Source organism: Sorangium sp. So ce887 (assembly GCF_051521455.1).
In the GTDB taxonomy this organism is placed as follows: domain Bacteria; phylum Myxococcota_A; class Polyangia; order Polyangiales; family Polyangiaceae; genus Sorangium.
The window spans coordinates 10,597,226-10,612,189 of sequence record NZ_CP150354.1 but is presented as its reverse complement, the minus strand read 5'-3'; the positions used below and the strand labels follow the sequence as shown (position 1 = coordinate 10,612,189).

The window sequence follows — 14,964 nt, the reverse complement described above, 5'->3', positions numbered from 1 at the left end:
ATAGCTGCGCCACGATCCTGCCGCGAGCCGTGGTTGCGCCTGGGACGCGCGGCGCGGTTTGCGCTAGCCTGCCGCCGTGCGCCGCCTCGGGCTCCTCTCGACGCTGACCGCGCTGCTCGCGCTCGCACTGCCGGTGCGGAGCGCCCACGGTCAGGGCGCCGCGGTCGCGCCGCCGGCGCCCGCGGCGGCTCCCGTGCCGCTCGACCGCGTCGTCGTGCGCTGGCATGCGCCGGAGACGGGCGGCGTGCGTCGTCCTCAGTTCATCTTCGAGCGGGAGCTCGCCTTCGAGGCGCGCATCGAGGCGCTCGCCGATCCCGACGCGGAGCCCGGGCTCTACCGGGACCGGCACGTCCGCGCCGCGCTCGATCGGCACATCGCCGAGACGCTGCTCGCCAGCCTGCCGATCTCGCCGGCGCCGACCTCGGTGGAGGTGGCGCAGCGCGCCGAGGCGGCCCGGTTCGCGCTGGAGCTGCGCGCCCGCGGCCGCGCGCGCCTCCTCGCCGCGGCGGCCGCCGAGGGGGTGAGCTCCGACGAGCTGGACGCGCTGCTGCGCCGCCAGGCGCGCGCGAGCCTGTACCTCGACCGCATGGTCGCGCCGATGCTCGAGCCCAGCGATTTCGAGCTCAAGCTCGTCCTGCGCTCCGGCGCCACGCCGTTCAAGGAGCAGCGCTACGAGGACGTCGCCCCGGCGCTGAAGCGCTGGTACGTGGCACAGCGGCTCGCCCAGGCGCTCGACACGTACTACCAGAACGCGCGGGCCCGGGTCTCCCTGAGCATCGTGTCCGCGCGCTGAGCACGCGAGCGCGTGCGCGCGAGTGACGCGTGAGCGAAAGGACGCCGCGTCTAGAGAGCGCCTACAGAGAGCGCCTACAGCGACTGCGGCAGGTACAGAGCCCACGGGGCACGGGCCGGGCTGCTCGAAGCAAGCAGGAGCGACAACGCAGGTAGACTCTATCCCTTGAGATCGAGGGACAACGAATCACGGCCTGCCAGAGCTCTTCGACGAGATCGGTTGGAACCGCCTGCTCGACAGCACCGACGTGAGCGTCGCAGTCGCCGACGCGTGCTGAGCGCCCGGCGCGGCCCGCAACAGGCCCTCCCGACCAGCGATCCGCGCCAATGCGCCCGCGCGCCTGGGACCGTGCCTGTCCTCCGAGCGCCGCCGCCCGCACACGGCGAACGACATGACGTGTATCGAGGCGACCGCGTAACGCCCTTCCTGGACGAAAACGCGTCCACCCCACGCTGCACTGCAGTCGCGACTGACCCGCTCGCGATCTGCGTCGCGCGCTACGCTGTTACGGCGCATTGCGTTATACTGCGTACCCAGAGCGGGCTTCTCCCGCGGCCGCGCGGCGCCGCCCGGCCCTGCGCGCGCGCGCAGGGGCCTCTCGCGGTCGCCGCGCGCGGCGCGCCCGCGATCGTCAATGACGCTCCTCGGTGCCTCGAAACGAAAAACCAAGTTCGAGGTCCCGAAACAATCCGCGCCAGGGCGCTCGACGTGGCTCCGCCGCCGCACGAAAACCCGCGTCGCCTAGGCTCGCGAATGCAGCCTTCCAGTCCGCATCGCGCGCGCCGCACTCCCCGCAACGTGCGAGGCGCCGCGTAAATTCTTTCGGCAGCGCTTCATCCAGATCGAGCTGCTTTTGGTGCAACGCGTCATCCTGCGCCTCGGCTCCTGGCCCAGGGAGCGGCCGAGGTTGGGCTAACACAAGTGATTTCGGTTACTTAATAATAACGCATCGCGGAAGGCAACAAACTGCTGTGGGTGCTTCGGAGACCTTTGACATGAACAGAACGTTCCTGTTAACTGTGCCCCCCGCGAGCCCCACGTGTGTGGCAGCGGGCGGCTCTGTCGCACAGAGCCAACCTTAGATTCTCTTGATAGGCCGCTTCCTCTGCCCCGCTGGCCATCTGGCCAAATCACCTCCCCATCACCACAAGCACACTCCAGAGACATGGATAGGAGCGTCGTTCGATGACATCACTTAAGAGAGACAGGTCGTCGGTTCCCAGCATGCGAATCGCGGGTCGGCGCGCCGCAGTCCGAGCCCTCGGGCTGGTCACCGTCTCCGCCATTTGCCTCACGGCGGCGCCGAAGTCGGCCCACGCGGTGGGGAGCGAGAACTTCGAGTGGCACTGGTACTCACGCCTCGGCATGGCATGGTCCCCGGTCTACGGGCAGAACGTCCAGGGCGCGTCCCTGAACCTGCTCCAGTACGGCATCGGCGGCCGCTACGAAGAGGGCGATTACTCCGAGCCGTCTTTCGTCGCGCACGTGGTGAAGGGCGCGACGCCGGATGACTTCTACGTCAAGTCCGAGATGACCTTCGCCATCTGGAACCAGTACGGCGGGCCGTTCATGCAGCCGGCCTCGAACGGTGGCCAGTCGATCACGGTGCAGTTCAACCAGGCGTACATCGAGGCCGGCAACTTCCTCGTCCCGGGCCTCAGCGTCTGGGGCGGCGCGAAGTTCTTCCGCGAGCAGTACGCGCCCATCGGCGACTACTTCTACCTCGACGACCTCAGCGGCCAGGGCGGCGGCATCAAGTACGGCGGCCTGCAGCTCGCGATCCTCGGGTATCGGGGCTTTGGAGCCACCACGCCCCCCTACAACGTCGACGTGAACGGGGACGCGCCGGGCGGGAGCCTCGAGCGCTTCCGCACCATCTTCGCCGGCAACTACAAGGCGGAGTTCGGCGGTGAGGCCAAGCACCACGTCAAGGTCCACGGCGAGTTCCACGTCCTGCCGGCCGCGAAGCTGAGCGAGGGGTTCGCCGTGCCCGAGACCGCGCCGGCGGACTTCGGCGGCGTCATCGGCGCGAAGCTCCACCTCGGCCTCGGCCAGGGCAACTTCAGCGACACGGCGGTGCGCTTCGGCACCGGCATCGCCAACGGCGCCGCCGGCGGCGCGAAGACGTACCAGACCTGGGGCGCCCCGAACGACGAAGGCACGTTCGCGGGCTCGTTCGGCATCGAGGCGGTCGAGCACCTCGGCTTCCGTTTCGGCGACGCCGTCGCCCTGGAAGGCCTCGCCACCTTCCACTACACGAAGGCGGCGTACGAGGCCGATGGCGCCGCTACCCCGGCGGACCCCCTCCTCGAGAAGCAGATGGACTTCTCGGTCCAGGCGAACGCCACGATCTTCGCGCACAAGAACTTCCACCCGGTCGTCGAGGCCTCGTTCCAGGGCCGGAAGGACGGCGAGCGCGACCTGGGCACCGCGGTCAAGGTCTCGGTCGTCCCGACCCTCGTGCCGACGGGCGAGCTGAGCGTCGGCGCGCGGCCGCACTTCAAGCTCATCTACTCGCTGGCCATCTACAACGACGCGGCGAAGGAGCAGGCGATGTCCGGCTACCTGGCGCGGGTTGGCGCCTCGGCGACCACCGGGTCGAACGTCGGCCAGTACATCGGCGCGCGCACCGACTGGTACTTCTAGACCGCTCGGCGATCGAAGCCGCCGCTCCCCTCCGTTTCTTCCGTACCCACCCTCAGGCCAGCGCCCCGGCGCCGCGATCGCGGCGCCGGCGGCGCGCCCTCACGCCGTGTCGCTGCGCGACTCGCTCGCGATCTCCTGCGAGGCGGGCCCGGACTCCTCGTCCGCCGGGCCCTGGGCCTCGTGGTAGTGGTGCGCGAACGAGCGCGCCGCGCGGCGCGCCTTCAGGAACTCCGCGAACGCCGTGAGCGTGTCGAGATCCCGCGGGCCGAGCGCCTCGGCGATGTCGCGGAGGTTCTTGCGCAGGCTCTCCACGCTCTTGCCGCGGCGGGGCTCCCGCACCTCCTCGCGCTCGCGCTCGTGCGGCGGCGCCTCGACCGCAGGGGTCGCGGGCGCGGCCGCCTCCGGGCGAGCCGGCGCCTCCGGCACCCAGAGCGGGCGGGGGACCGGGTTCAGCGCGTGGGCGCTCAGCCACGCCTCCATGAAGATGCGCAGCCGCTCGCTCCGGAAGGCGAACCAGCGCTCCCGCTCCGGGCCGTAGGACATCAACACATCCTTGAAGCGCCGGAACGCGCCCTTGCCGTCGATCGCCTGGCTGAGCTTCGCCTGGAGCTCCATGTCTTCCACCATCGGGATGTAGCGCTCCATCCACCGGTACTGCTCGCGGGAGCTCACGGGATCGATCCGGAGGTAGTTGGCATCGGCCGCGATGCGCGCGTGCATCTGCGGATCGGCCACGCCGTCGACCACTCGCAGCACGTCGCCCGTGCCGAGGTGCAGGTACGAGTGCACCTCTGGGGCGTTGTTCTCGAAGGCGTCCTCCAGCGCCTCCCAGTCGATCGGGATGTCGCGAACGGCCGTCCCGCCGGCTGAAGCATTCTCGGTAGTCGGCATGTCCTCCTCGTCTCCATCGAAAGCAGCGAGGCGGCGGTGGGCTGGCCGCGCGCCTCGGTTCAAGTGCACCAAGTTTGAACGGAAATGCGCCGTCGTCATAGCACTCTACGCTGGTTGGGGGCTTCTGGGCCTAACTCTCGCAACCTAGGGTTGATTCCTTGATCCGGAAGCCCGTTCGGCCGCCGAGCCGGGGCGCGATGACGGTTCGGGAGCGAGCTTCGGAAGACCTGGTTCAAGCGGAAAACAGCGTGAAAATTCGGAGAATCGGCGCTTCATCATTCGCGCTGCGAGCGCGCGCGGGCGACGGCGTCGGCCCAGCGGCGGAGGTGGGAGGAGCGATCCGCCTCGCTCATCGCGACCTGGAAGCTCTGCCCGACACGGGACATGCGGGCCGAGTCCTCCTTCGTCCGGAAGAGGCCGGCGCCGACGCCGGCGAGCATTGCGGCGCCGCGCGCCGTCGTCTCCAGGTCGGTGGGGCGCTCGATAGCGACGTTCGCCACGTCCGCCTGGAACTGCATGAGCAGGTCGTTCACGGCGGCGCCGCCGTCCACGCGCATCCGGCGCACGGGGTGGCCCAGGTCGTCGGCCATGGCCTGCACGAGATCCGTCACGGAGAGCGCGATTCCCTCGAGCGTCGCGCGGGCGAGGTGCGCCGCGGTCGTGCCGCGCGTCACCCCGGAGATGATCCCGCGGGCGTCCGGATCCCAGTAGGGCGCGCCGAGGCCGGAGAGCGCCGGGACGAACGTGACGCCCTCGCTGGAGGGCACGCTGCGGGCGAGCGCCTCGACCTCCGCCGCGCTCTTGATGAGGCCCAGGCCGTCGCGGAGCCACTGCACCGCGGCCCCGGCGATAAAGGCGCTTCCCTCGAGCGCAAAGACCACCTCGGAGCCGATCTTCCAGCCCACGGAGGTGAGCAGGCCGAAGCGGCTCCGGAGCGGGCGATCGCCGATGTTGGCCAGGACGAAGGCGCCGGTGCCATAGGTGCACTTGGCGTCGCCCGTCGCGAAGCAGGCCTGGCCGAAGAGGGCCGCCTGCTGGTCGCCGGCGATGCCGGCGATCGGGATGCCGTCGGGCAGGTGAGGGAAGCCGCGAGTCGCGGCGACGCGGCCCGCCGAACCGACGATCTCCGGCAGGAGCGGGCGCGGGATCCGGAGCATCGCGAGCATCGCGTCATCCCAGCTCAGCGACGCGAGGCTCATGAGCAGGGTGCGCGACGCGTTGGTGACGTCGGTCGCGTGCACCGGCGAGCCGCCGGCCACGTCGCCCGAGAGGCGCCAGACGAGGAAGCTGTCGACCGTGCCGAAGCAGAGCTCGCCGCGCTCGGCGCGCGCGCGGGCGCCGGCCACGTTGTCCAGGATCCACTCGAGCTTCGTGCCGCTGAAGTACGGGTCGAGCACGAGGCCGGTCGTCTCCTCGACCGCCTGCTCGTGGCCCGCGGCGCGGAGCTCGGCGCAGCGCGCCGCCGTCCGGCGGTCCTGCCACACGATCGCGCGGTGGATCGGCCGGCCGGTCGCGCGGTCCCAGACGAGCGTCGTCTCGCGCTGGTTCGTGATGCCGATGGCCTTGATCGCGCTGCCGGCCACGCCCGCCGCCCGGAGCGTCTCGCCCACGGCGTCCTGAACGCTCTGCCAGATCTCCTCCGGGTCGTGCTCGACGAGCCCGGGCTCCGGGAAATGCTGGTGAAACTCGCGCGTGGCGCGGGCCACCGTCGCGCCCGCCGTGTCCATGAGGAGAGATGTCGTTCCGGTGGTGCCCTGATCGATCGCGAGGAGGTACACGGAATCCATGCGGCCGACTAACGCGGCGGCCCGTGGGCGCATAGCCGTTCCAGGCGACACTTCCACACGGATCCCGGCTTGGAATACTGATCAATTGAACAGTGTTTGCCGTCGGAGGCCGCCCTGGGCGATCGCGCCGGGCCCGAGCGCGTTCTCGCGGATCTGCGCGGTCGCTTACCTTGGCCGGTGCTGGACTCCGCCCGGAAAGATTGTCGGTCCGTGCTCGGCTGAGTAATCTCCCAGAACCGATGGCCCGCCTCATCCTGCAGACCGCTGAGGGCCAGCAGGCGATCGAGCTGCGGCCCGTGAACTCGCTGGGGCGCCACCCGAACAACTCCATCCAGCTGCTCGACAAGATCGTCTCGAAGGAGCACTGCATCATCGAGCAGCGGGGCGATCACTTCGTCCTGCGCGATCTCGGGAGCCTGAACGGCACGTTCATCAACAGCGAGCGTGTCCGGGGCGAAGCGCCGCTGAAGCACGGGGACGAGATCGCGCTGGGGTCCACGCGCGGCCGCTTCGACGACCCGGGCGCCCCGGTCGCTTCGCCGCTCGTCCCGGGTTGGCCTCCCGCGGTCAACCACCAGGGCGCGGTGCCGGCGCAGCCTCCGGGGGGTTACGGACACCCGCCGCGCGAGGGAGCCTCCTATCCGGCGCCGGCGCAGCCTCCGTACGCGCGCCAGCAGCAGCCGGCGCCGCTGCCGGGCACGCCGGCGGCGCCGCCGGTGACGCGGCAGCCGCCGTATGCGCCGCCGCTGGTCGCCGGGCCGGGCGGGACCGCGCCGCTGCCGGGGCGCTCGGGGGCGCACGGCGGTTCGTACGTCGCGCAGGGCACCCGCATCGACGTGAACGATCAGGCCCGCCAGATCGGGACGCAGATCGCCGCGGTCGACAAGGGGTTCCTGGCGTTCGACCGGATCGCCAACGACATGAACCAGCTGCGCGCGGACTACGAGCGGCTGCGGCTGTCGCACGAGCTGTCCCGCGAGATCGCCGCCGAGCGCGACACGACGAAGCTCCTCGAGAAGATCCTCACGAGCGTCTTCAAGTTCATCCGCGCCGACCGCGGGGTGATCTTCCTGCGCAACGAGAGCGGCGAGCTCACGCCCCAGGCCATGCAGCGGCGTGACGGGACGACGGCGCCGATCAGCGTGTCCTCGACGATCCTGAACCACGTCGTGCACGAGCGCGCCGCGGTGCTGACGCACGACGCGGCGATGGACTTCGCGGCGTCGAAGGGCAAGAGCATGATCCTGAACCGGATAAGCTCGGCCATCGTCGCCCCGCTCGTCGCGCCGCTCCAGCACAACAACGAGGTGCTCGGGGTGCTCTGGCTCGACTCGGAGACGCTCGCCCAGTTCCAGCCCAAGGACCTCGAGCTCGTGACCGCCATCGCCTACCAGGCGGCGATGTTCATCGAGATCAACATCCTCGGGAAGAAGATCGAGAACGAGATCGTCACGCGCGAGCAGCTGCGCCGGCTGCTCTCGCCGAACATCGCCGAGCGCGTCCTCAGCGGTCAGCTCGCCGTGAAGCAGGGCGGCCAGCACGTCGAGGAGTGCACCGTCTTCAACAGCGACATCCGCGGCTTCACGCGCATGGCCGAGAGCAAGAAGCCGGAGGAGCTCGTCGTGATGTTGAACCAGTACTTCGAGCGGATGGTCGATACCCTCTTCCAGTTCGAGGGCACGCTCGACAAGTTCATGGGCGACGGGATCATGGCGCTCTGGGGCGCGCCGGTCGCCCACCGGGACGACGCGGTCCGCAGCGTGGAGTGCGCGCTGAAGATGGGCGAGGTGCTCGGCGAGTTCAACCGCGAGCGGCTCGAGCGGGACGAGCAGCCGCTCGCGGTCGGCATCGGGATCCACACCGGGCCGCTCGTCGCGGGGTACATCGGCAGCTCGAAGGCGCTCAGCTACACGGTGATCGGCGACGTGGCGAACACGTCGGCGCGGCTCTGCTCGATCGCGCTGGCCGGTCAGATCGTCATCAGCGAGACCACGTACGCGCAGCTCGGGGGCAGGTTCGAGACCGAGGAGCTCCAGCCCGCCAAGGTCAAGGGCAAGGACAAGCCGATCCCGATCTACAACGTGATCCGGAGCCGGCCGATGGCGCAGGTCCCGGCCAACGCCCTCGCCAACGTCGAGCCGACCAACGCCGCCCAGGAATGAGCGCCATGGAGGCGGCGCCTCCGCCCCGGGCGGGCGAGGCGCGCGCGTGGGTGCCCGCGAGCGTGCGAGCGTGAACGACGCGATGCGGCGCGGCAGCACAGCCCCGTAGCCGTCCGCCCGCTGCAGCGTTAGGGTCCGCGCCGTGGCTGCTTCGATTCTACCTTTTGAGAAACCTGTCGCAGAGCTGATCGAGAAGGTGCGGGAGCTGCGGTCGCTCGCCGCGGCCGACCCGCGGTTCGAGCCGGAGCTCGCCCAGCTCGAGGACAACACGGGCCGGCTGGCGCGCGAGATCTTCGCCGGGCTCACGCCGATGCAGAAGGTGCTGCTCTCGCGGCACGCGAACCGGCCGTACACGCTCGACTACATCAAGCGGCTGTTCACGGACTGGGTCGAGCTGAAGGGCGACCGGCGCTTCGCCGACGACTGCTCGATCGTCGGCGGGCTCGCGACGTACCACGGGCGGAGCGTGGTGGTCGTGGGCCACCAGAAGGGGCGCGGCGCGAAGGAGAACGTGAAGCGCAACTTCGGGATGCCGAACCCGGAGGGCTACCGGAAGGCGATACGGCTCTACGAGATGGCCGACAGGTTCGGGCTCCCGATCCTGACGTTCATCGACACGATGGGGGCGTACCCGGGCATCGGCGCCGAGGAGCGCGGCCAGAGCGAGGCGATCGGCTCCGCGCTCGCCGCGATGGCGCGGGTCGGGGTGCCGATCGTGGCGACCGTCATCGGCGAGGGCGGCTCGGGCGGCGCGCTGGCGCTCGGCGTCGCGAACCGCGTGCTGGTGCTCGAGTTCAGCTGCTACTCCGTCATCTCGCCCGAAGGCTGCGCGGCCATCCTCTGGAAGGACGGGTCCCGGGCCGACGAGGCCGCGGCGCGGCTCAAGATCACCGCGCCGGACCTCCTGCAGCTCGGCGTCGTCGACACCATCGTCGAGGAGCCGACCGGCGGCGCGCACCAGGACCACGACGAGGCCGCGGTGCGGCTCGACAAGGCGCTCTGGACGACGCTCTCGTCGATGGACGGGCTCAGCCCGGAGGAGCTCGTGGACGACCGGTACCGCAGGTTCCGCGGGCTCGGGTCGTTCGTGGGTTAGGCGGCGCGTCGCCCGGGCGCTCCGGCTGGCTCTCCCCGGGCGCCGGGGCTATACGGCTCGCGGATGGACTACGGCAAGGCGATGCGGACGCTGCTGCTCGTGGGCACCAGCGCCGTCGCCGCCGGCGTGGTCCTCCAGGTGCAGTCGCGGTTCAACGCCTCGGATCGCAGGGCGGCGCTCGGCATCGTGCAGCAGTACCGGCCGGAGGGCGGCCGGAGCGTGCCAGAGGCGCTCGGCGCGCGGCACCCGGGCAAGGCGCCTGTGTGGAGCACCGCCACCGAGTCGGCCTGCTTCCAGCACGTCCGTGTGCGCGCGACGATCGAGGGAGAGCCGCGCGCGGCGTACGACTTCCTTGTCGACATCAACGGTCCGTCGATCCACCCGGGGAACCGCGAGGGCGAGGCGGTCCTCGGCGAGCTCACCCGTCTGCCGGCCGAGTCCGCCGCCGCGCCGGGGGCGCCGTGAGCGTCCGCGTGGCGCTGGTGGGCTGCGGGCGGTGGGGGGAGAAGCTCCTCCGCGCGCTGTCGGAGAACGCGCGGGCGCGCGTGGTCGCGGTGGCGGACGTCGACCGTGGGCGCCTCGCGCGGGCGCGCGCGCTCGCCCCGCGGGCGCGGCTCGTGCGCACGGTCGACGAGGCGCTGGCCGCGCGCGTGGACGCGGTGCTCGTCGCGACGCCGCCGTCGAGCCACGGCGAGCTCGCGCTGCGCGCGCTCGAGGCCGGCGCCGACGTGTTCGTGGAGAAGCCGCTGGCCCTCTCCGCGGCGCAGGCCGACCGCTGCGCCTCGCGAGCGGCGGCGCTCGGCCGGATCGGCATGGTCGGCCACCTGCTCCGCTATCACCCCTCGGTGGTGCACCTCGTCGCGCTCGCGCGCGAGCGGCGCCTCGGCGATCTCGTGAGCTTCAGCGCGGCGCGCCTCTCGACGGGCGGCGCCTTGGGCGGGGCCCGCTCGGCGCTCTGGACGCTCGGGCCGCACGACCTCTCGGTGCTCTCGGCCCTCGACCCGAGCCCGCTCGTCGAGGCGCGGGCCCACCTCTCGCCGGGCGGCGAGCACGTCACGCTGGCGGCGCGCCTCGAGAGCGGCCTCGCCGCGCAGATCGAGCTCTGCTCGTCGAGCCCGACCAAGGAGCGGCGGCTGCGGCTCGCCGGCAGCGCGCGCGTCGCGGTCTTCGACGACGTGCGCGCGCCCGACCGGCTCGTGCTCCTCGACGGGCGCGGCGCGGTGGTCGGCGCTCGCGACGCGCTCGCGCCCGTCGAGGAGCACGAGCTCGAGGTGCCGTGGCGCGAGCCGCTCTCGGTGGAGATCGAGCATTTCCTCCGCTGCGTCGAGGACCGCGCGCCGCCGCTGACGCCGCTCGACGAGGGCGCCGCGGTCGTGAGGCTCCTCGAGCGCATCGAGGCGACGCTCGCGCCGGTCGAGGCGCGGGCCGTCGCCGTAGGGTAGCTGCGTAGCCGTGTAGCCGCGGCCGCGCGCCGCTCTCGGGGCGCCCGGGAGGCGCGGCGAGGCCGGCGGCCGGGGCCGGTGGCCGCCGCGGGGACAGGCGAGGACAGGCGAGGACAGGCGAGGACAGGCGATCACAGGCGATCACAACAAAAGACCGCGCGAAAAGACGCGCGGCGTGCGGCCGGGGCCCCGCTGCGCTTTGCAGCGCCGGATCGGCGTGGTACTGCCGTCCGCTGGAAGGATACGATGCCGCAGGATCCGAAGATCACACCCACGCAGCTCAAGGCGCCGCACGGAGCGCGCGTGATGGAGATCCACTGGGCTGACGGCCACCGCAGCGTCCTTCCGCACGAGATCCTGCGCGGGTACTGCCCGTGCGCGAGCTGCCAGGGGCATGGCGGCACGATCAACTTCGTGCCCGGAGGCGATCTGAACGTCCGCGAGATCGAGCAGGTCGGCAACTACGCGATCCAGTTCACGTGGGGAGACCAGCACGACTCCGGGATCTACACCTTCCGGTACCTGCGCTCGCTCTGCCAGTGCGACGAGTGCAAGCCGCAGTTCCAACCTCCCCGATCCAAGTGACCACCCGCCGCGCACACAAGCCTCAAGCTGCTCCTCCGCCGGCGCGCGCCGAGCGGCAGCTCGATCCGTTCCAGATCGTCGACGCCTCCTTCGTCGCCGGCGCGGGCTCGCTCGCGTCGCTCCCTCCGCCCGTCAGCGCCGAGGTGGCGTTCGCGGGGCGCTCGAACGTCGGCAAGTCGAGCCTCATCAACACGCTGGTCGAGCGCAAGGGGCTCGTCCGGACGAGCTCGAACCCCGGCTCGACGCGGCAGATCAACCTCTACGAGGCCCGGGCGCGCGACGGCGTGGTGTTCCAGCTCGTGGATCTGCCGGGGTACGGCTTCACGAGGCGCTCGAAGTCCGAGAAGGCGGCGTGGGCGTCGCTGATCGAGGGATACCTGCGCGGGCGCATCACGCTCGCCGCGGTGCTGCTCCTGGTCGACGCGCGCAGGGGCATCGAGGAGGACGATCTCGAGCTCATCCGCTTCGTCGAGGCGTCGCGCGACGTCGCGCGGCGGCCCGTGGAGCTGCTGCTCGTGGCGACGAAGATCGACAAGGTGCCTCGCTCGTCGGTCCGTCGCGCGCTCGACCAGGTGTCCGCCGCGGCGCCGCGGGCGGCGGGCGGCGCGCTCCGTCGCGCGGTGGGCTTCTCGTCGATCACCGGAGAGGGCAGGCGGGATCTGTGGCTCGCGCTCCGGCGCGCGACGCAGCTCGGCGGCGCGGCGCCGCCGCCGAACAGCGGCGCGGCGGGCGAGGACGAGGACCGACGGACGACCGACGGATGACCTCGCCCGAGGTGCGAGACGCGCGGAGAAACGGCGCGTCTCGCCCCGGTGCGGGTCCGATGGAGGTATTGACCCGCCCTCTGGCCCTCCATTAACGTGCGGCTCCTCCGGCTTCGCGGGGGAGTCACCAGAGCCGACAGTCCCGCTGTCGCGCCGCGTCTCGCAGCGCAGAGCGCGCGCGCCAGCCCACGTTCTCACCGGCTGACCCTACGATGCCCGACTACTCCGGCCAGGTCACGCACGTCCACGCGTCGCTGACGCCGCTCTGGTGGATCCCGCTCCTGCCCTTGCTCGGCGCGGTGACGAACGCGCTGTTCGGCCGCGCGCTGCAGCGGAGCGCGTTCGGTGGTGGCCTGTCGAAGCGGCTCCACATCGGGAGCTTCGGCGTCACGCTCGTCGCGGTGGGCGCCATGCTGGGCGCCTTCGCCCTCGGGCTCGCGAACTTCATCCAGCTCGCCGGGCTCGATCCGGGGGAACGCGCTCTCTACAGCTTCGCCTGGCAGCTGGTCCGCATCGGGTCGCTCGACGCGAACTTCGCGTTCTTGATGGACCCGCTGAGCGGCCTCATGACGCTGATCATCACCGGCGTCGGCGCGCTCATCCACGTTTATGCCGCGTCGTACATGGAGGCGGACCCTTCGTACTGGCGATTCTTCACGTACCTGAACCTCTTCGTCTTCTCGATGTTGCTCCTCGTCCTCGGGGACAATTTCATCGTGATGTTCTTCGGCTGGGAGGGCGTCGGCCTCTGCAGCTACCTGCTCATCGGGTTCTGGTACAGCGACTACAAGAAGGCCTCTGCCGGCATGAAGGCCTTCGTCGTGAACCGGATCGGCGACTTCGGCTTCGTGTGCGGCCTCATGCTCCTCTTCTGGGGCCTCGGCGCCAGGTGGCTCGACGACGGCCGGTTCCTGTCCGATTACCGGGCGCGCTTCATCGCGGTGGCCGCGGAGGCGCGCGGCGATCACGGCGCCGCCGCCGGGACGAACGGCGGGCCGACGGGCAAGCCGGGCGAGCGCAGGACGCCGCGCGCCGGCGCGAAGGGCCATCTCACCTTCACCGGTCACCCCGGCGCGCGCGTGTACCTCGGTATCGCCGACGCCGCGCAGCTCGCCTCGAACCCGCGGCCGTTCGGCGTATCTCCCTTCATCCGGAGGGAGATCGACGCCGGGGTGCACTCCGTGGTGATCGTGCCGGGCGACGGCGCCGTCGTCGGGGGCGACGGCATCGAGATCGCCGCGATCGAGCGGATGCGCGTCGAGCCGGGCAAGGAGGTCGTGCTGGCGACCGTGGGCTCGACGGTGACGTTCCGCGAGATCCACGACCAGCTCTTGATCAAGGACGCGGGCGGCAAGGCGTTCCTGAAGGATGCGCTCGAGTCGAAGACGGTGTGGGGCGTCGCGCTGATCACGCTGGCCTGCCTTTTCTTGTTCGTCGGCGCGGCCGGCAAGAGCGCCCAGATCCCGCTCCACGTCTGGCTGCCCGACGCGATGGCCGGCCCGACCCCCGTCTCCGCGCTGATCCACGCCGCCACCATGGTCACGGCCGGCGTCTACCTGATCGCGCGCCTCAGCTTCCTGTTCTCGCTGAGCCCGGTCGCAGGCGGGGTCGTCGCGCTGATCGGGGCCTCGACGGCGCTCTTGGCGGCCACGATCGGCTTCTTCCAGTACGACATCAAGAAGGTGCTCGCCTACAGCACGGTGAGTCAGCTCGGCTTCATGTTCATCGGGGTCGGCGTCGGGGCGTACTGGGCCGCCGTGTTCCACCTGATGACGCACGCCTTCTTCAAGGCCTGCCTCTTCCTCGGCTCCGGCTCGGTGATCCACGGGATGCACGCCGTGGAGCACGACGAGGCCGCGGCGCAGGACATGCGCAACATGGGGGGCCTCCGCCGCGTCATGCCGCTCACGGCGCGGACGTACCAGGTGGCCTGTTTCGCCATCACCGCCGCGCCCATCCCGTTCTTCGCCGGCTTCTGGTCCAAGGACGAGATCCTCTGGAGGGCGTTCGGCACCGAGAACACCGGCCCGATCCCGGGGCTGCTCATCTACGGGATGGGGCTCGCGGCGGCGCTCTGCACCTCGTTCTACATGTGGCGGAGCTACTACCTGACGTTCGAGGGGCCGCACGCCCGCAAGGAGATCGAGACCCAGGTCCACGAGTCGCCCCCGGCGATCACCTGGGTGCTCGCGGTGCTGGCGGTCCTGTCGACGTGCGCGGGCGCGGTGTTCGGCTTCTCCAGCCACTTCGTCGGCGGCCACGGCGAGCCCCTGCTCGAAGCGTGGCTCCATCCGGTGTTCGCCCACGCGGACGCCTCGTTCCGGCGCCACGGGCTGGGGCTCGAGCTCGCGCTCATGGCGCTCTCCGTCGGCGGCGCGATCTTCGCCTTCTCGCGCGCCCGCGCCCGCTACGGCGAGCGGCGCTCCGCGCGCTGGGCGGAAGAGGAGCGGCGGTTCCCGGGCTTCCGGCTCCTCTCGAACAGGTACTACGTCGACGAGATCTACGGCGCCACGGTGGTGCGCGCCGTCCTCTCGCTGCGCCTCTTCTTCGCCGAGATGGACCGGTGGATCGTCGACGGCATCGTCAATGGGGTCGCGGTCCTGGCCCGGGCCGCGGCCTGGGTCACGGGCGCCATCGACACGTACCTCGTCGACGGGGTCGTGAACCTCGTCGCCGAGGGCACGCTGAGCGCGGGCGCGAGGCTCCGCACCCTGCAGACGGGGCGCATCCAGAGCTACGTCTACTTCCTCCTGGGCGGGGTCGCCTTGATCAGCATCGTTCATTACTTCCTGCGGTGA

The 14,964-nt window shown here is 71.0% G+C and carries 12 protein-coding genes; 9 read left to right on the top strand and 3 right to left on the bottom strand.

Features of this window, described 5'->3' with window-relative positions:
* The first annotated feature begins 76 nt into the window (after nucleotides 1–76).
* Complete coding sequence (locus WMF36_RS39715) at nucleotides 77–793, top strand: hypothetical protein (protein WP_437576036.1); 717 nt, start codon at nucleotides 77–79, stop codon at nucleotides 791–793.
* Between the two features lie 631 nt (nucleotides 794–1,424).
* Here the strand turns inward: WMF36_RS39715 and WMF36_RS39710 are convergent.
* Complete coding sequence (locus WMF36_RS39710; protein WP_437576035.1) at nucleotides 1,425–1,655, bottom strand: hypothetical protein; 231 nt, start codon at nucleotides 1,653–1,655, stop codon at nucleotides 1,425–1,427.
* Nucleotides 1,656–2,017: 362 nt separating this feature from the next.
* On the opposite strand from WMF36_RS39710, the gene WMF36_RS39705 reads away from it, so the two are divergent.
* Nucleotides 2,018–3,439: a carbohydrate porin gene (locus WMF36_RS39705; RefSeq protein WP_437576034.1), complete on the top strand. Its 1,422-nt coding sequence runs from the start codon at nucleotides 2,018–2,020 to the stop codon at nucleotides 3,437–3,439.
* Nucleotides 3,440–3,538: 99 nt separating this feature from the next.
* On the opposite strand, the gene WMF36_RS39700 is transcribed toward WMF36_RS39705, so the two are convergent.
* Both WMF36_RS39700 and glpK read right to left on the bottom strand, forming a co-directional pair.
* A complete protein-coding gene (locus tag WMF36_RS39700; protein WP_437576033.1) occupies nucleotides 3,539–4,330 on the bottom strand; it encodes a UPF0158 family protein in 792 nt (263 codons plus the stop codon).
* Between the two features lie 275 nt (nucleotides 4,331–4,605).
* On the bottom strand, nucleotides 4,606–6,117 hold the full coding sequence (glpK, locus tag WMF36_RS39695) for a glycerol kinase GlpK (protein ID WP_437576032.1): 1,512 nt from the start codon (nucleotides 6,115–6,117) through the stop codon (nucleotides 4,606–4,608).
* A gap of 239 nt (nucleotides 6,118–6,356) precedes the next feature.
* Here glpK and WMF36_RS39690 point away from each other — a divergent pair, with 239 nt between their 5' ends.
* The 7 genes from WMF36_RS39690 (at nucleotide 6,357) to WMF36_RS39660 (ending at nucleotide 14,964) form a co-directional block, all read left to right on the top strand.
* Entirely contained in the window at nucleotides 6,357–8,279 is a 1,923-nt protein-coding gene (locus WMF36_RS39690; RefSeq protein WP_437576031.1) for an adenylate/guanylate cyclase domain-containing protein, read from the top strand.
* 142 nt (nucleotides 8,280–8,421) lie between these two features.
* Complete coding sequence (locus WMF36_RS39685) at nucleotides 8,422–9,375, top strand: acetyl-CoA carboxylase carboxyltransferase subunit alpha (protein ID WP_437576030.1); 954 nt, start codon at nucleotides 8,422–8,424, stop codon at nucleotides 9,373–9,375.
* 63 nt (nucleotides 9,376–9,438) lie between these two features.
* Entirely contained in the window at nucleotides 9,439–9,840 is a 402-nt protein-coding gene (locus WMF36_RS39680) for a hypothetical protein (protein WP_437576029.1), read from the top strand.
* Entirely contained in the window at nucleotides 9,837–10,817 is a 981-nt protein-coding gene (locus WMF36_RS39675) for a Gfo/Idh/MocA family protein (RefSeq protein ID WP_437576028.1), read from the top strand. The genes WMF36_RS39680 and WMF36_RS39675 overlap by 4 nt, the downstream gene beginning before the upstream one ends.
* A 246-nt stretch (nucleotides 10,818–11,063) precedes the next feature.
* The gene (locus tag WMF36_RS39670; RefSeq protein ID WP_437481748.1) at nucleotides 11,064–11,402 is read left to right on the top strand and encodes a gamma-butyrobetaine hydroxylase-like domain-containing protein; all 339 of its coding nucleotides are present in this window, start codon (nucleotides 11,064–11,066) and stop codon (nucleotides 11,400–11,402) included.
* The gene (yihA, locus tag WMF36_RS39665; protein ID WP_437576027.1) at nucleotides 11,399–12,166 is read left to right on the top strand and encodes a ribosome biogenesis GTP-binding protein YihA/YsxC; all 768 of its coding nucleotides are present in this window, start codon (nucleotides 11,399–11,401) and stop codon (nucleotides 12,164–12,166) included. The genes WMF36_RS39670 and yihA overlap by 4 nt, the downstream gene beginning before the upstream one ends.
* Before the next feature lie 212 nt (nucleotides 12,167–12,378).
* Nucleotides 12,379–14,964 (top strand): NADH-quinone oxidoreductase subunit L, encoded by a 2,586-nt coding sequence (locus tag WMF36_RS39660; protein WP_437576026.1) that lies wholly within the window; start codon nucleotides 12,379–12,381, stop codon nucleotides 14,962–14,964.

What these genes read in the sequence shown, in the direction of transcription:
- WMF36_RS39690 (WP_437576031.1), top strand. Translation starts at nt 6,357, where the DNA reads ATGGCCCGCCTCATCCTGCAGACCGCTGAGGGCCAGCAGGCGATCGAG.
- WMF36_RS39660 (WP_437576026.1), top strand. Translation starts at nt 12,379, where the DNA reads ATGCCCGACTACTCCGGCCAGGTCACGCACGTCCACGCGTCGCTGACG.
- WMF36_RS39680 (WP_437576029.1), top strand. Translation starts at nt 9,439, where the DNA reads ATGGACTACGGCAAGGCGATGCGGACGCTGCTGCTCGTGGGCACCAGC.
- glpK (WP_437576032.1), bottom strand. Translation starts at nt 6,117, where the DNA reads ATGGATTCCGTGTACCTCCTCGCGATCGATCAGGGCACCACCGGAACG.
- WMF36_RS39700 (WP_437576033.1), bottom strand. Translation starts at nt 4,330, where the DNA reads ATGCCGACTACCGAGAATGCTTCAGCCGGCGGGACGGCCGTTCGCGAC.
- WMF36_RS39670 (WP_437481748.1), top strand. Translation starts at nt 11,064, where the DNA reads ATGCCGCAGGATCCGAAGATCACACCCACGCAGCTCAAGGCGCCGCAC.
- WMF36_RS39705 (WP_437576034.1), top strand. Translation starts at nt 2,018, where the DNA reads ATGCGAATCGCGGGTCGGCGCGCCGCAGTCCGAGCCCTCGGGCTGGTC.